This is a genomic window from Halomonas sp. FeN2 (assembly GCF_020595105.1).
Taxonomy (GTDB): Bacteria; Pseudomonadota; Gammaproteobacteria; order Pseudomonadales; family Halomonadaceae; genus Vreelandella; species Vreelandella neptunia.
Genome location: NZ_CP074200.1, coordinates 3184190 through 3200337 on the forward strand (window position 1 = coordinate 3184190; position 16148 = coordinate 3200337).

The 16148-nt window shown below is 54.2% G+C and carries 11 protein-coding genes; 9 read left to right on the top strand and 2 right to left on the bottom strand.

Going from position 1 to position 16148, the window contains the following annotated elements:
* Positions 1-157: 157 nt before the first annotated feature.
* Positions 158-505 carry a helix-turn-helix domain-containing protein gene (locus KF947_RS14755; protein WP_227404295.1) on the bottom strand — a complete coding sequence of 116 codons (348 nt, stop codon included), beginning with the start codon at positions 503-505 and terminating at the stop codon, positions 158-160.
* A 494-nt stretch (positions 506-999) separates the two neighbouring features.
* Here KF947_RS14755 and KF947_RS14760 point away from each other — a divergent pair, with 494 nt between their 5' ends.
* The 3 genes from KF947_RS14760 (at position 1000) to mdoH (ending at position 7847) form a co-directional block, all read left to right on the top strand.
* Entirely contained in the window at positions 1000-3345 is a 2346-nt protein-coding gene (locus KF947_RS14760) for a putative bifunctional diguanylate cyclase/phosphodiesterase (RefSeq protein WP_227404296.1), read from the top strand.
* A gap of 379 nt (positions 3346-3724) precedes the next feature.
* Complete coding sequence (locus tag KF947_RS14765) at positions 3725-5311, top strand: glucan biosynthesis protein G (RefSeq protein WP_227404297.1); 1587 nt, start codon at positions 3725-3727, stop codon at positions 5309-5311.
* Complete coding sequence (mdoH, locus tag KF947_RS14770) at positions 5304-7847, top strand: glucans biosynthesis glucosyltransferase MdoH (protein ID WP_227404298.1); 2544 nt, start codon at positions 5304-5306, stop codon at positions 7845-7847. Before KF947_RS14765 ends, mdoH begins: the two co-directional genes overlap by 8 nt.
* 85 nt (positions 7848-7932) lie before the next feature.
* Here the strand turns inward: mdoH and KF947_RS14775 are convergent, their stop codons facing one another.
* A complete protein-coding gene (locus KF947_RS14775; RefSeq protein WP_227404299.1) occupies positions 7933-8880 on the bottom strand; it encodes a helix-turn-helix domain-containing protein in 948 nt (315 codons plus the stop codon).
* A gap of 227 nt (positions 8881-9107) precedes the next feature.
* Here KF947_RS14775 and KF947_RS14780 point away from each other — a divergent pair, with 227 nt between their 5' ends.
* The 6 genes from KF947_RS14780 to KF947_RS14805 all read left to right on the top strand — a co-directional run bounded on the left by KF947_RS14780 (position 9108) and on the right by KF947_RS14805 (position 16083).
* Positions 9108-10523: an ethanolamine ammonia-lyase subunit EutB gene (locus KF947_RS14780; RefSeq protein ID WP_223287965.1), complete on the top strand. Its 1416-nt coding sequence runs from the start codon at positions 9108-9110 to the stop codon at positions 10521-10523.
* Complete coding sequence (gene eutC, locus KF947_RS14785) at positions 10513-11349, top strand: ethanolamine ammonia-lyase subunit EutC (RefSeq protein WP_133730879.1); 837 nt, start codon at positions 10513-10515, stop codon at positions 11347-11349. Before KF947_RS14780 ends, eutC begins: the two co-directional genes overlap by 11 nt.
* 115 nt (positions 11350-11464) lie before the next feature.
* Complete coding sequence (gene eat, locus KF947_RS14790; protein ID WP_223287963.1) at positions 11465-12904, top strand: ethanolamine permease; 1440 nt, start codon at positions 11465-11467, stop codon at positions 12902-12904.
* Between the two features lie 84 nt (positions 12905-12988).
* Positions 12989-13483: a CIA30 family protein gene (locus KF947_RS14795; RefSeq protein ID WP_227404300.1), complete on the top strand. Its 495-nt coding sequence runs from the start codon at positions 12989-12991 to the stop codon at positions 13481-13483.
* Between the two features lie 82 nt (positions 13484-13565).
* Positions 13566-15326, top strand: a complete 1761-nt coding sequence (gene aceK, locus KF947_RS14800) for a bifunctional isocitrate dehydrogenase kinase/phosphatase (protein WP_227404301.1) — start codon at positions 13566-13568, stop codon at positions 15324-15326.
* A gap of 43 nt (positions 15327-15369) precedes the next feature.
* Positions 15370-16083 carry an SIR2 family NAD-dependent protein deacylase gene (locus KF947_RS14805; protein ID WP_227404302.1) on the top strand — a complete coding sequence of 238 codons (714 nt, stop codon included), beginning with the start codon at positions 15370-15372 and terminating at the stop codon, positions 16081-16083.
* The last annotated feature ends 65 nt before the right edge of the window (positions 16084-16148 follow it).

Genomic DNA, 16148 nt, shown 5'->3' on the forward strand with positions numbered 1-16148 from the left:
GTACCGCTGATTTTATATGGCTACTATTATTACCTATTAGATTGTCTGTATAGGGTTTATAAAATAGTAAACGTAATAGTGATCCTCTGGTTAGTTTTTGTAGTGATTTTTGGTCATTCTTAAACTTATAAATATAAGGTGTTGTCATTGAACACAATTACCCTTTTTGTAGGCGTGTAGTTAAGTTTTCAACAATATCGATGACTAGCTGGCGATCATTTTGATTTAAAGGCTCTAAAAGCTGCTTCATTCTGCTTGACTGATCATCGATATGAGAGCTGGCTTGCCCAAATAACTCAGCTGCTTCGCAGTTGAAAATTTCAGCAAGCTCTATTAGGCGCACAATATTGGGGATCACCCGCCCGCGCTCAATGCGCGAAACGGCTTCGTTCCCAACACCTAGGCGCTCAGCAACTTCCTCTTGGGTCAATTGGCTGCGAACCCGCTGCTTGGCAATCGCCCGGCCGATACTGCCCGCGAGCCGTTTCTGTTCTGTTTTATTCACAATGCCCTCCATTAGACCTAGATGGTTGGGGAACGACCTATTGACATGAAGGACTGTTTAGGTTGAATATCATCTTCTAAGGTTGATTTGGATGCTTTTAGTTACTTTTTGTTTCGTTTGGTTACGTCTTGAAATGTGTAATTAAAAGGTAATAGTTTGATTGAGTATCCAAAAAAATATAAAAAGCATAGGTGCGTAGGTGGAAATGCCCGAAGCTAAAAAATATATAGCTGTGGGCGGTTTTAGGAATATAAGTTGTCAGTATGTTTTCGATCTTAATGTTCAAGTTGCTTTGATTGTTTTTTGCAGGTTGTTTAAAAGGCTATAAAAGAAGATTGTGGGGTGTTAAGTGCTGAATTGTTTTTCTTTTATAAGCTTTAGGCGTTGACCGGCTACCGAATGGCGTTTATGCGGCGGATCGGCGCGTTTTTTTATACTTGTTCAACAAGAGCGGGAGAGAAGCTTGATGTGTAAATCCGAAGGCGCTTGATAACATGCTCCCTACTTCTGCACCAGAGATTTTTCGACAGTTGGCGGACAAGTTGTCCTGCGTCAGTGAAGAGGGCTTTTTTCAACACCTTGTGCGATCCCTGGCGGGTATCCTTGGCGTTGATCATGCTGCTATTGAATATGTTGATAGCCACCAGGGCACTGTGAGCACATTGGCAGCGTGGTCTCAGGGTGAATTCATTGAGACAGCTCCCTATTCGCTACAAAGCACGCCATGCCAACAGGTCGCGGAACACTCCCGGCTGTTTGTGTTGGCTTCTGCTCGTCAGCAGTTCCCGGATGATCAGCGACTGGACGCCCTGAGCGTTGAGGGGTATTTGGGGATCTCCATCGCAGCGCCTGGCGGCGGCTTTTTGGGGGCTATTGCGCTAATGCACTCCTCTGCCTTGGAGCTTCCTCCTTATGCCGATGAAGTGTTGCGTATCTCCGCGGCCTTGGCTGGCGCAGAGTTGGCGCGTCAGTTGGCGGAAAGCCAAACGCGCGAACGTCTGTTATATAAACAGCAGGCGTTGAAACGCATTGGGCAACACAACACCGCCTTGATCAACACCATTCATGAGCAGCAACGTTTTCAACACGCTGTTGTTAGCGTGGCGACCGCCGTTTCGGCTGAGAATGGCGAAGCGTTTCTGCACCAGCTAACCGCCCATATGGCCGAAGCGTTATCCGCTGAAGTGGGGTTTATAGCGCTACTGGACGAGCAGGATGCCGATATCGCCCATACCTTAACGCTGTATGTACATGGTCAGTGCCAGGATAATTTTGCTTATTATCTCCCCGGTGTTCCTTGCCATAAGGTGATGGTGGAGCAAGAGTGTATCGTTCACGAGGGCGCCGCCATTATGCTGCCTACTGAAACCAACGGGGCACTTTCGTGGGTAAACGGCTATGTTGGGCGCCGGCTGGATGATAGCCATGGTCAGCCGATGGGGCTTATTGGCGTCATGTTTAAGAAGCCGCTGGACGATGTGGATGTGGTGCGCAATGTACTGCGGATATTCGCTGCGCGGGCCGCTTCAGAGCTTGAACGCCAACAAGACGAAGTGCGCATTCGGCAATTGGCTTTTTGTGATTCGGGAACTCAATTGCCCAACCGTGCTGCCTTTATGCGCCACTTAGAGCGAGTGGTCGCGGATAAGCACACTACTGAGTTGGCACTATTGCTACTGGATCTCAATCATTTTAAAGAGATCAATGATACCGCTGGGCACGATCTGGGCGATTTAGTTCTTAAGGCAGTAGCCAAGCGCTTTGCAGCTTCGTTGACGGAGGGACAGTATTTAGCACGCTTAGGTGGCGATGAGTTTGTGGTGGTATGCCCTGGTGTTGAGGCAAACCGCGCCTTAGCCACGGCTCAGCAGCTGTGCGACAGCATCGCGCAGCCGTTTATTGTTGAGCAACACTCTTTCGAGCTTTCCGTGGGCATCGGCCTCGCGCTTTATCCTCAGCATGCGGCAACGCCCTTAGAGCTTTTGAAGCACGCTGACATTGCCATGTATCAAGCCAAGCGGCAGAAGCTTCCCGCATGTGTATTTGAGCCCTGGATGGGGCGCGTTGTGGCCGAACAGCTGCATATCGCCAAACGCCTGGCGTCCGCCATTGCAGCAAAACAGCTGAGTCTACACTTTCAGCCCCAGGTAGATTTGCACAGCGGCCAGTTGATTGGCGCTGAGGCGCTGTGTCGGTGGCACGACGAGGAGCTGGGTGACGTTTCACCGGGTAAATTTATTCCTATTGCCGAGGAGCGCGGCATGATCGTTGCGCTCGGCAGTTGGGTGATAGAGGAAGCCTGCAGGCAGCTTGCCGCATGGCGAGAGCAGGGGCGCTCTATGCCTGGCCAGTTAGCGATTAATATTGCCGCCCAGCAGTTTGAAGAGGATGACTTGGTGACTGGGCTGCTCGGTTGCTGTGCCCACTTCGGCGTTGAGGCGAAACAACTTAGCCTGGAAATTACCGAAAGCGGTATCATGGAGAATCCTGAAAAAGCGATTGCTATGACCGAAGTGTTAAAGAGCAAAGGGTTAGGGCTTTCCATCGATGACTTTGGCACCGGGTACTCGTCGCTGGCCTACCTAAAGCGCTTCGCCGCCGATAAAATTAAAATCGATATCTCTTTTGTCCGCGATATGCTTACCAGCGATAACGATCGTGTCATTGTGGCAACCATCATTGCCATGGCGAACACGCTGGGCCTTGAAACCATTGCGGAAGGGATTGAGAACCAAAATCAGATTAACGCATTGCTCGCAATGGGCTGTGCCCAGGGCCAAGGCTACTACTTTGATCGGCCATTGGCAGCTGCAAAGTTTGCCCAGCGTTGGCTCAGTTAGCCTGGGCAGCTAGGCCATAAACGATTATGCATGCCAATATGGCTACTGCCACTTACAGTCGTTTTCAGAGAAAAGGCTTAAGTCTGTAGACGACCCGCTTACTATAGCGCCTAATCACACTTGCTCAACATGTTGAGCAAGGTCTAATTTTTTCTCAGTCCTTTCGAAAAGCCCGGTTAGTCAGGGTGCCAAGTAGTCTAGACTCATGCTATACCTAAACGGAACCGCATCTTCATAAATGCTCAAGGTGCGCGCTTTAGCGATGGTGAGAAAATCAAAAGGACGCATTTAGCTGATCGAATGGACTCTATCGTATGTCGATTCGACAAATAAGCGAATTTGAATTTAGTCAAAGGATTGCACAGGAGCATGACGCTAAATGAGTGGATCGACCCGGTTAAGTAAGATTTCAAGCTGCAAAGGTTTTTGTTCAGCCGCCGTTCTGGGTGGCCTGCTGGTTGGAAGCATTCCTCTTGAGGCTTTTGCATTTGGCTTCGATGATGTCGCTAGAAAGGCAGAGGAGCTAGCACAGCAGGGCTACCGAGCCCCGGAAACATCTCTGCCTGATGAGCTGCGTGAACTCAGTTATACGGAGTATTCGCAAATACAGTTCAAGCGAGATCGCGATGTGTGGAGCGGTAAAGGCGCACCGTTCACACTGAGCTTTATCCATGAGGGAATGCATTATGACAGTGCAATCCAATTAAACAGCATTGATCAGGAAGGCGAGGTTCATGGCTTTGCCTATAATCCCGATGACTTTACCTACGGTGACTTAGGCATCTCCGACGAAGTGACGAATAGCGATGGCATTGGTATTGCCGGTGTCAGGATCAACCATGCATTCAATGAAGGTGAGTGCAACGATGAGGTGATGGTCTTTCTGGGGGCTAGCTATTTTCGCGCTATTGGCGAAGGGCAGGTTTATGGGCTTTCAGGGCGAGGACTTGCCGTTGATACAGGGCTACCTTCGGGCGAGGAGTTCCCTCGCTTCACGGAAATATGGGTCGTCGAGCCTGGCCCGGAAAGCCAGTACTTGACTATTTTCGCACTGCTTGACTCGCCCAGCGTGACCGGTGCCTACCGCTTCGTGCTGCGTCCAGGAGACGACACCCTGGTAGACGTACAGTCGCGCCTATATTTGCGCCGGGCTGTCGAGAAACTTGGGATAGCGCCGCTAACCAGCATGTACCTTTACGGCCCAGAGCAGCCCTCTTCGACACAACACTACATCCCAGCAATCCACGACTCTAATGGCCTTTTGATCAATGATGCCGAGAATGGCTGGCTGTGGCGCCCGCTGGCCAATCCAGCCAGATTGATGATGAATAGACAGGCAACGCCTCAGTTACGCGGTTATGGCTTGATGCAACGTGGTCACAATTTTAGCGATTATCAGGATATTGCCTCACGCTATGATCTGCGCCCAAGCGCCTGGGTCGAGCCACAAAACGAATGGGGGGCCGGTAGTGTTGAGCTGATTCAGATTCCGACAGACAACGAGACCAACGACAACATCGTATCGATGTGGCTGGCCGATGAAGCGTATGAACCGGGAACACCGCTGGCATTCGATTACCGTATTACCTTCACAACCGATGAAAGCCGTCACCTTGATCCTCAGCTTGCGTGGGTTGAAGAAACGCGTCGCTCACGGGGAGAAGTGATCCGCGATAACCTGGTGCGCGAGCCTGACGGGACACTCGCTTTTGTCCTCGATTTTATCGGGCCCTCGCTTGCCGGTATCGGCAGCGATGCAAAGATGAGTGTTGAGGCAAGCGTTGGCGATAATGGCGCATTAGCCAATAGTCGCGTTGTTTATAACCCGGCCACGAACGGTTGGCGTGTATTTGTCAACGTAACACGCAGCAATGGCAGCCAGCCTTTGGATATCAGGGCCAAGCTAATGCTCGATGGCAAGCAAATGTCCGAAACCTGGTACTACAGGCTGCCCGCTAATGGCTGAAATGATGTCTTCATCGCAGGCAACGCCAACGGATATTTATTTAGAGCGCTTGGCGTTGGAAACCCAGGATCGTAAGGAGCGCTACAAGTTACTGGTCGGTGATCTAGATAAGCACGACATGGCGTCGCTACACGCTGCGTTGAGCGAGGATAGTGATGGGCATGGTGAGGGGGATAGAAATTGGCAAAGCAATGGGCAGAGTGATGGCAATAGTGATCCGGCAGCGCTGTCAGTAGGTCGACGCCTGGCGCTTGCCTATGCAGAGCCGCCGCTAGCGCCGCCAGACGTGCTGTCTACGGACACCGCCGGCACTACCCGCCTGCAAACTGCGCCACCTATGAAGCGAACGCCGTTGGCACCCCAGCAGTGGTCGACCAATCCTTTCGTGAATATTGGTCGCCGCTTTAAGCGCTGGGCAAATGGTGATTTTCGTCGGCGCAGAAGAGAGTCACCCTCCGCCTCCTGGAAGTGGGTCGCCACCAGGCGTCGTTGGGTTTTGCTGGTGCTTATTTTCGGTCAAAGTATCATCGCCGCCAATCAGATGCGTACCGTCCTCCCTGGCCAGGGCCTTCAGTGGCTTGAGATAACTATCCTGTCGCTGTTTGTGTTGCTATTCGCCTGGGTATCCGCCGGATTTTGGACCGCCTTGATGGGGTTTTTCCAGCTATTACGAAGCCATGATCGCTACGCCATTGACAGCGAGGTGGGCGACGAGCCGATTGATGATGAGGCACGCACAGCGCTATTGGTGCCAATCTGTAACGAGGACGTTGCCAGGGTTTTTGCCGGGGTGCGCGCCACCCTGGAATCCCTGCGCAGTACGGGCAATGACCGGCATTTCGACATCTTCATTCTGAGCGATACGTCCGATCCCGATATTGCCATTCAAGAAACCTATGCCTGGCTGGTGTTATGTCGTGATCTTGGGGCTTTCGGTCAGGTTTTTTATCGTCGTCGACAGCGTCGAGTCAAACGCAAGAGCGGTAATCTCGACGATTTTTGCCGCCGCTGGGGGGCGCTCTATCGTTATATGGTGGTGTTGGACGCCGATAGTGTCATGAGCGGCAAATGCCTGACGCGACTGGTGCAAATGATGGAGGTGCACGCCAGAGTCGGCATTATCCAAACAGCACCACGCGCTTCGGGGCGCCTCAATCTGTACGCTCGGATGCAACAGTTTGCGACACGGGTGTACGGACCGCTGTTTACTGCCGGGCTCCATTTTTGGCAATTGGGTGAGTCGCATTACTGGGGCCATAACGCGATCATTCGCCTCGCCCCGTTTATGCAGCACTGCATACTGGCGCCACTGCCCGGTAAAGGCTCGATGTCGGGTGAGATACTATCCCATGATTTTGTCGAGGCGGCGCTGATGCGGCGCGCCGGTTGGGGGGTATGGATTGCCTACAAATTGGAAGGCAGCTTTGAAGAAATGCCGCCTAATCTGCTGGATGAGCTCAATCGCGACAGACGCTGGTGCCACGGAAATTTGATGAACTTCCGGCTGTTTTTCTCACAAGGCATCCACCCCGTCCATCGTGCCGTTTTCCTGACCGGTTTAATGTCTTATCTTTCAGCGCCGCTATGGTGTCTTTTTTTAGTGCTTTCTACCGCACTTTTAGCAGTGCATACCTTTAGCACGCCCGACTACTTTCCTGAGCCGGGAATGTTGTTTCCTGTTTGGCCACAGTGGAATCCAACCTTAGCGGTGGGGTTGTTCGGTGTTACGGCGTTACTTCTTTTCTTGCCTAAGCTGCTCAGCGTGTTGCTGGTGTGGATACAGGGGAGTCGTCAATTTGGCGGGCCACTCAAGGTATTGGAAAGTATGATTCTCGAGTCGCTATTCTCGATGCTATTAGCGCCAGTAAGGATGATGTTTCACACCCGCTTTGTGCTGACGTCATTAATGGGGTGGGCGGTTCAATGGCGCTCACCATCACGTGAAAATAGCGACACGACGTGGGGGGATGCTTTCCGCGCACATTGGAGTCAAACCCTAATAGGGGCGGTTTGGGCAGCGGGTGTTTACGTTATGGAGCCTACATTTCTTTGGTGGCTCTCGCCCATCGTCTTCGCTTTGATGCTGTCTATCCCGGTATCGGCCCTGTCGAGCCGTGTCTCACTAGGGCAGCTCAGTTTTCAAAAGCGACTGTTTCGGATTCCCGAAGAAACACAGCCGCCCAGTGTTTTGCGGCGCATGGTGAGATTGCTCACCCGCATGAATACTGGAATGGCGGCACCGTCTTTTGCCCAAATGGTGGTAGATCCTGTACCGAATGCGTTGGCCACTGCTTTAGGGACATCACGGCATACCGATGCTGAGCCAATACGCAAACGTCGGGCCGAGCGGGTTGCACGCGGAGCCAGGATGGGGCCTGCGGCAATGAGTAAGCTGGAGCGTTTGGATTTTCTAGATGACCCGGTGATGATGTCGCAACTGCACTATCACGTTTGGGAAGACAGCAAGGCGCATCACAGTTGGTTTGACTGTGGTCTGCCAGGCCGTGAATCCAAGCATCTCCCAACCTTCAACTAAGCTGTAAGCTGACTGTTTTTTAGCTACTCTCGTATTTAATCAGGCCGGCTGAGAGGCTGGCTTATATTGCCGCTCGCTGACTCGCTCAGAACGTTTTTGCACTGAGCGTTTGCGACGGGCTCTCCCCGAACTGCTGCTTGTAGTCGTGGGCGAACTGACCCAAGTGCCAAAATCCCCAGTAGGTGGCTATTTCTGTTACCGACTGCTCGGGTGATGCGGCACGCAGCGCCCGACGCACGCGGTTCAACCGGGTCAGGCGTAAAAACTGCAGCGGGCTGATGCCCAGGATGGTGGTAAAGCTGTATTGCAGGGTGCGGCGGCTAACGTGAGTGAGTTGACAAAGCTCCTCCATCGTCACCGGGCCATCCAAGTGCTCATCAACATAGCGTTTAACCCGGTCTACCACTTCCTTACGATGAGTGTAACTGGGTGGCAGCTCTGCCCCAGACTGCTCCCCCTGCAGCAGTTCGAGCAACGCCATCAGCAGAATGTCTTGATGAATATGGCTAGCGATCGCCAGGGTCTGGCTGGTGAGGAGACGTTCAATAAGAAATGACACCGCATTGAGCGTTTCGCCAGCCGCTTGCCGACGCGGCTTTACTTGCCAGCGTTTATCCAGGCGCACCCCCTGCCGTTTAGCCGCCGCGGTCAATGCGGGCAACTGGATCACCAGCCCATAGATATCGAAGGTCTGTGGGGTAACCAGTTCAAAATCCCGACCGCCGGGGCGGCACATCACCTCGCCCGCGCTAAGCGTTTGACCATTGATACGTGCGCCTTGACGAGTAGTGGGAATCCCAATCCACAGCGAATTTGGCCATACCCGACAGTCCTGGCGTAGCGCTTGCCCGGTGTACTCCTTAAACACCTGCATCGTCTCTAATGCCACTTCATCCAGGCGACCATAGAAACTGCCAGGACTGAGCTGGTCGTACTCCTGCTGCCAACGCGTCAGGTTTTGCGCGTGCTCATCAGCATCAAACGCTTCCTGGACGCATCTTTTTGGTGCAAATGCGCTGTCGAGCGTGGTCATGGGTATCTCCTCGAGACGTAATACGCGCCCAATACTGCCTGGTTAACGCCTTAACTTTTTGTATTTATTTGAATTTATTAAATATTGAAGGGTTTGCCAAAACTCGATACTCCCTTTCTAGTGATAGCGCTATGGTAGAAACAAGCAAGTTTTATACCTCAACGCGCATGCCGTGACGCTGTGTCTGAAATATACGTAGAAATTGAAATATAAAAAAGGAAGGCCCCATGACGCAGACCTATCACACGACGGTGGGGAGCCGCAGCTATCGCTTTGCAAGCCTGGCAGAGCTAATGGCTAAAGCCACACCGCCCCGTTCCGGCGACCGTTTGGCCGGGGTAATGGCGGAGAGCGCCGAAGAGCGCGTGGTCGCTCAGATGGTATTGGCTGAACTCCCGCTCACCACCTTTTTGAACGAGGTCTTGATCCCCTACGAAGAGGATGAAATCACTCGGCTGATTATCGATGACCATGACGCCGACGCTTTCGCTCCCCTCCGTCACCTCACCGTCGGCGATTTTCGTAACTGGCTGCTCTCCGATCACGCTACCAGTGAGGTGTTAGCAGAAGTAAAAGCGGGGATTACCCCCGAAATGGCCGCTGCCGTCAGCAAGCTGATGCGCAATCAGGATTTGATTCTGGTGGCCAAAAAGTGTCGGGTCACCACCGCCTTTCGCAATACGATTGGCCTGCCGGGGCGGCTTTCCACCCGGCTTCAGCCCAATCACCCCACCGATGATGTGACCGGCATTGCGGCCAGTATTCTGGATGGCCTGCTCTACGGCAGCGGCGACGCGGTGATTGGCATCAATCCCGCGACGGATAACGTTGCCCAGAGTGTCAAGCTGATGCGCTTGATGGATGAAGTGATCCAGAAGTATCAAATCCCCACCCAGTCCTGTGTGCTTACCCACGTAACGAATACGCTGGAAGCGATCGAGCAGGGCGCCCCGGTGGATCTGGTATTCCAGTCGATCGGCGGCACCGAGGCCACTAACCGCAGTTTTGGCTTTGACTTGAGCACTCTCGCCGAAGCCGAAGCGGCGGCCCAGTCGCTCAATCGCGGTACGGTGGGGAGCAACGTGATGTATTTCGAAACCGGCCAGGGTAGCTCGCTCTCTGCCGACGCTCACCACGGGCTCGACCAGCAAACCTGCGAAGCCCGCGCATACGCTGTGGCGCGCAAGTTCAATCCGCTGCTGGTCAATACCGTGGTGGGGTTTATCGGCCCCGAGTACCTGTTCGACGGCAAGGAAATCACCCGCGCCGGGCTCGAAGACCATTTCTGCGGCAAGCTGCTGGGCGTGCCCATGGGCTGCGATGTCTGCTACACCAACCACGCCGAAGCCGACCAGAATGATATGGATAATCTGCTCACGCTGCTGGGCGTGGCGGGCTGCAACTTCATTATGGGTATCCCCGGCTCTGACGACATCATGCTCAATTACCAGACGACTTCCTTTCACGACGCGCTCTATGCACGGCGGGTACTGGGGCTCAAGGCCGCGCCGGAGTTTGAGCGCTGGCTCGAAGAGATGCAGATTTTCCAGGATGTCAGCACCCACCGGCTCAATGACCAGTTGCCCGCCGCCTTTGCCAACAGCCTGCGCCACCTGCCTAAGGAGCCGCGCCATGGCACATGATCCATCATCCCCCATCGTAGTGGAGAACCCTTGGGAGCGGCTGAATGCCTTTACCGACGCGCGAATTGGCCTGGGGCGTGCTGGGGTCAGCCTGCCGACCAGCAAGCTGCTGGCATTTCAGTTGGCTCACGCCCAAGCACAGGATGCGGTTCACTGTCCGCTTGATGTGGAAGCGCTCTCCGCAGAGCTGACCCAGGCCCTGAGTTTATCTGGGGCTCCGATTCGTCTGCACAGCCATGCCCAGGATCGCGCTATGTACCTGCAGCGGCCCGACTATGGCCGTCGCCTTAACGACGAAACCCGTGAGCACCTACAGAAAGCCGCCGCGTCTCAGCAGCGCTATGACCTTGCGATTGTCGTGGTCGATGGGCTTTCGGCGTTGGCTGTACAGCAAAACAGTGCCCCATTTCTTGGCGCGCTTTACCAGATGCTGAGCAGCGATGCCGTCGACTGGCAGCTAGCGCCGCTGACTATTGTCGAGCAGGGGCGAGTAGCGATTGGCGACGAAATTGGCGCCCTGCTCAATGCCGACGCCGTGCTCGTCATGATCGGCGAACGACCGGGGCTAAGCTCGCCGGATAGCCTGGGGCTTTACATGACCTGGGCGCCCGAACCTGGATTAAGGGACGATCGGCGCAACTGCATTTCCAATGTGCGTCCGGCGGGTTTGCAAGTGGAGGAGGCCGCCAGACGCTTCTTTCTGCTGTTAAAAGAGGCCCGCCAGCTCAAGTTGTCGGGCGTTAAGTTGAAAGACCGCAGTGAAGACGATGTGCTGGAAGGAGACTCCGCATCAGGCTCGACGCGTAACTTCCTGGTGGCGGACTAACGTCACCCAACAAGCGACACCCTATAACAACGATCACACAACAAAACGGAACAACGTTGGTAAACAACAGCACGCCGCTGACGACGATTTCGTTCCACACTTAAAGGGCAAAACGATGACACAACCAACGATAGATCAAGCGTATCTGGCAAAACGCCAACTGCGCAAAGGCACCGCTGGCTGGATGTTGCTGGCGGGCCTCGGGGTTTCCTACGTAATTTCCGGTGATTTCGCCGGGTGGAACTTTGGTATTGCTGAAGCTGGCTGGGGTGGCTTTGCGATAGCCGCGTGTCTGATGGCGTTAATGTATCTGGCGCTGGTGCTGTCACTTGCCGAAATGTCGGCGGCGATACCCGCGGCTGGGGGCGGCTACAGCTTTGCCCGTCAAGCAATGGGGCCTGCTGGCGGCTATCTAACTGGGCTGGCCGTATTGATTGAGTATGCCCTGGCACCGGCGGCCATTGTGATCTTCATTGGTGCCGCCGTAGAGTCGTTGCTGGGTATCAACGGCCCGCTGGTCTACCTCATTTTCTACGCATTGTTTATCGGCATTCACCTGGCGGGTGTGGGGGAAGCGCTAAAAGTCATGATGGTCATCAGTGGCTTAGCAGTGTTTGCTATCCTGGCCACCGCCGTCGCACTGATCGGAGATTTTGATGCCGCCAACTTGTTCGATATTGCCCCCACCGATGCGGCGGGTGCGAGCACCTTTATGCCGTTTGGCTGGTACGGCGTCTGGGCGGCACTACCCTTTGGTATGTGGCTGTTTCTAGCTGTGGAAGGCGTACCGCTTGCTGCCGAAGAAGCGAAAGATCCTGCTCGGGACATGCCCAAAGGCATTATCGGCGCGATGTTGTTTCTGCTATTCACCGCACTGTTAGTGGTGGTGCTGCTGGCCGGTGCGGCGGGTGCCGAGATGATCGGTCAAAGCGGCGTGCCGCTGGTGGATGCGTTGAACGCAGCGGGCAATCCGACCCTGGCAACCGTGGTGAACGTGCTGGGCCTGGCGGGGCTAATTGCTTCCTTCTTCTCGATTATTTATGGCTACAGCCGGTTGGTGTTTGCGCTCTCACGGGCGGGGTACCTCCCCAAGGCACTGTCGCTGACCAGTGGCCGTAAAGTGCCCTATCTGGCCCTGATCGTGCCCGGCGTGTTTGGCTTTCTGGTGTCGTTGAGCGGTGAAGGCGACCTGATGCTGGGCATGGCCGTGGTTGGTGCGACGATCTCTTATGCGCTCATGGCACTCAGCCATATTCTACTGCGGGTAAAACAACCCGACCTGCCGCGCCCGTATAAAACCCCTGGCGGTGTCGTCACCTCAGGGATTGCACTGGTGCTTTCCCTGGTTGCGCTCACCGGGGTATACGCCTTCGACCCACGCGCCTTTAACTACACCATCGTGCTGTTCATTGTTGGCGCAGCCTACTTCTTCCTCTACAGCAAGCATCACCTCGTAGCGAAAACCGCCGAGGAGGAGTTTGCGCTGGTGGTCGCTTCACCTGAAGATCTGGAAGGTAGTGATTCAGACCCAGCTGTCACGACAGCGAAGCTGTAATTTGCGAGGTTAATCGCCTAGGCTAAACAAGCCTCTTTGCCCTGCGGCAAAGAGGCTTTTTTGGCTAATGATAAAGGAGTCGTCATGACGTTGACATTTGATCGTCCCAGCGAGCAGCAGCGCTGGTATGCCGTTGATGATGACGTAATGGGAGGCGTTTCAAGGAGCGCTTTTCGCGTTACTGATGACGAAGGACATTTTCATGGCGAGGTGTCACTGGAAAACGGCGGTGGCTTTGCCTCCGTTCGTCGCGAGCCCAACGGTTTTGAACCCACCCTGGCGGATGCCCAGGGTATAGCGCTGACCGTGCGCGGCGATGGACGTACCTATCAACTGCGCCTGAAAAGCACCTCCCTTGGCAATGCCTCAGCGTACCGAGTGAAGTTTACGCCTTCTCAAGATGCCTGGGAGACGCTGCACTTCTCATGGGATGCTTTTGAAGCGGTGCGGCGGGGAACGATACTGAGTGACGCCCCAGCAGTAACGCCAAGCGAGATTCACCAACTCGGCTTTCTGATTGCTGACCGCACTGCGGGGCCTTTTTGCTTACGGCTCAAACGTATTGCGTCAGTGCGCTAAGAAGGGGGCTACACAACCAAGGTCGTCTCGCATGTAGTTTGCCGTTAGGCAACGCTAGTGCGACTTAACAGGAGTTCGGCCAGTGAAGCACTCACCTGCATACCGCTTAGCGACGACGATTTTGCATGGCTTCGATGAGTATCGCGCGCGTTTTAAAGAGATCACTGCCGATGCCAGCCGTCGTTTCCGTGACGCGGCGTGGCGCGAAACGCAGCAGGCATCCGCCGAGCGCATCAATCTCTATAAGGAAAAGATTGATGACACTCTGGGGCGCTTAAAGCGTACCTTTGATCCCGAGGTGGTGTCTCACTGCGAGTGCTGGCGCGAGGCGCGCAACCACTACGCTGAGTTGATCAGCCACCGACTCGATTATGAGCTCGCTGAAACCTTCTTTAACTCGCTGTTCTGCGCTATTTTCCATCATCGCCATATCCGCAACGACTGGATGTTTGTGTATAGCTCCCGGGAGGATGCCGCTCACCGCTCGGGAATTGACCTATGCCGTCGCAAACAGGTTAATGGCGACTGGCAGGCTGCCCTCAAATGGGTGCTTATCGATGCCCCCTTCGAAAATCGCTTTGCGGAAATAGATCAGGATACTCATCTCGGCGCCACCTTCTTACAGCAGCACTTACCCACGGCGATTTTGAACGCCGGTGATGCTGAAATCGAGTTGCTGAATAGCGTCTTTTATCGCAATAAAGGTGCCTATTTGGTGGGGCGAATCCTGGGCGGCGGCGAGCAGGTGCCGCTGGTACTGCCGGTACTCCATGGCGAAGGGTTTGGTGAGCAGCAGGGGGGCGACCCTTGCCTACACCTGGATACGGTACTGATCGAAACCGACGAGGTGTCGATTATTTTCTCCTTCACCCGCGCCTACTTCCAGGTTGAGGTAGCGGTACCCAGGGAGTTTGTCGATTACCTGCAGCAGCTGATGCCGCACAAACCGGAAGGCGAACTCTACGCTGCCATCGGCTTCTTCAAACATGGTAAAACCGAGTTTTTCCGGGCACTGAATCGTCAGGTGGCGAAGCGCGAGGATCAGTTTATTATCGCCCCAGGCGTGCGCGGCATGGTGATGGCGGTGTTTGTACTGCCCAGCTTTCGCACCGTATTTAAGATCATTAAAGATAAATTTGATCCGGCCAAAGACGTGACCCACGCCGTAGTGCGCGAAAAGTATCGGCTAGTAAAGCGCCACGACCGGGTAGGGCGCATGGCCGATACTCAAGAATTCTCCAATTTTATTGTCCGCCAGGATCATTTTGCACCGGAGTGTCTGGAGCACTTACTGGAAGTGGCTCCCTCAACCGTTGTGTTGAAAGACGATAAGGTGATTATCAAACACTGCTACACCGAGCGTATGATGACGCCGCTGAACATCTACCTGGAACAGTGTAGCGACCCAGAGAAGGAGATGGTGCTTAAGGATTACGGCAATGCCATTAAGCAAATGGCGGCTGCGAATATCTTTCCCGGTGATATGCTGCTGAAAAATTTTGGCGTGACACGCCATGGAAGGGTGATCTTCTACGACTACGATGAAGTCTGCTACCTCACCGAGTGTCGTTTTCGGCATATACCCAAATCCCAGGGTAATGACTTCCAGGGGGGGGATACGTTGTCCATCGGCCCTAACGATATTTTTCCAGAGGAGTTTGGTCCTTTCATGTTCGCTAATAAGGCGCTGCGGGATATGTTCACGGCCCAGCACCCCGAGCTATTTGATCCGGAGTACTGGCTGGAACTGCAGCAGGCCATCATCGATGGTCGCGTCATCGACGTTTATCCTTACCGTAACAAGCAGCGTTTTGCGGGCAGCATCGGCCAGCTAGTATATTAGTGTTTTACTTAAGAAAGAGTGGAACATAAACGACGAGGTAAACATGGCAGCAAGCCCGCATTTGGTGGTATTTACCGGCTCGGGGATTAGCGCCGAGAGCGGGATTAAAACCTTTCGTGCTAGCGATGGCCTGTGGGAAAACCATCCGGTCGAGGATGTGGCGACCCCCCAGGCGTGGCAGCGCAATCCGCAGCAGGTGTTGGATTTCTATAATCAGCGCCGCGAGCAGATCCGTCGTGCAAAGCCCAACGCCGCCCATAAAGCGCTGGCTGCACTAGAGCAAGCTGGCTTTAGCGTCAGTATCATTACCCAAAATATTGATGACCTGCATGAACGTGCAGGCTCTCGCCATGTATTACATCTACACGGCGAGATTTTAAAAGCACGTTCGTCAATCGATGGACGCATGCGCTACCCGCTGCCGAAAGGTGGCATCGAACTGGGCAATGTGTGCGACAAGGGCAGCCAACTTCGACCCGACGTGGTCTGGTTTGGCGAGTCGGTGCCGCTGTTTGAAGATGCCTGTGAGCTTGTCAGTCAGGCTGACTTTCTGCTGGTCGTCGGCACATCGCTGGCAGTCATGCCCGCCGCTTCGCTGCTCTCGTACATTGACTACGACACGCCCTGCGCACTGGTCGACCCAGAGGCGGACAGCCTCAGCCCGCCGGGTGTGCTGGCAATCAATACCACCGCTGGAGAAGGCGTTCCGGCGTTGGTCAATCGCTGGAAGCAGCAGGGTAATTTGCTGTTGTCTTAGTGCTCTTCGGGCACTGCAAATGGCACCCGTGGGAGGCAGCTTTAGCTCGCGACCATCCTGGCTCG

What these genes read in the sequence shown, in the direction of transcription:
- KF947_RS14775 (WP_227404299.1), bottom strand. Translation starts at nt 8,880, where the DNA reads ATGACCACGCTCGACAGCGCATTTGCACCAAAAAGATGCGTCCAGGAA.
- KF947_RS14805 (WP_227404302.1), top strand. Translation starts at nt 15,370, where the DNA reads ATGGCAGCAAGCCCGCATTTGGTGGTATTTACCGGCTCGGGGATTAGC.
- KF947_RS14795 (WP_227404300.1), top strand. Translation starts at nt 12,989, where the DNA reads ATGACGTTGACATTTGATCGTCCCAGCGAGCAGCAGCGCTGGTATGCC.
- eat (WP_223287963.1), top strand. Translation starts at nt 11,465, where the DNA reads ATGACACAACCAACGATAGATCAAGCGTATCTGGCAAAACGCCAACTG.
- mdoH (WP_227404298.1), top strand. Translation starts at nt 5,304, where the DNA reads ATGGCTGAAATGATGTCTTCATCGCAGGCAACGCCAACGGATATTTAT.
- KF947_RS14780 (WP_223287965.1), top strand. Translation starts at nt 9,108, where the DNA reads ATGACGCAGACCTATCACACGACGGTGGGGAGCCGCAGCTATCGCTTT.
- KF947_RS14760 (WP_227404296.1), top strand. Translation starts at nt 1,000, where the DNA reads ATGCTCCCTACTTCTGCACCAGAGATTTTTCGACAGTTGGCGGACAAG.
- eutC (WP_133730879.1), top strand. Translation starts at nt 10,513, where the DNA reads ATGGCACATGATCCATCATCCCCCATCGTAGTGGAGAACCCTTGGGAG.
- KF947_RS14765 (WP_227404297.1), top strand. Translation starts at nt 3,725, where the DNA reads ATGAGTGGATCGACCCGGTTAAGTAAGATTTCAAGCTGCAAAGGTTTT.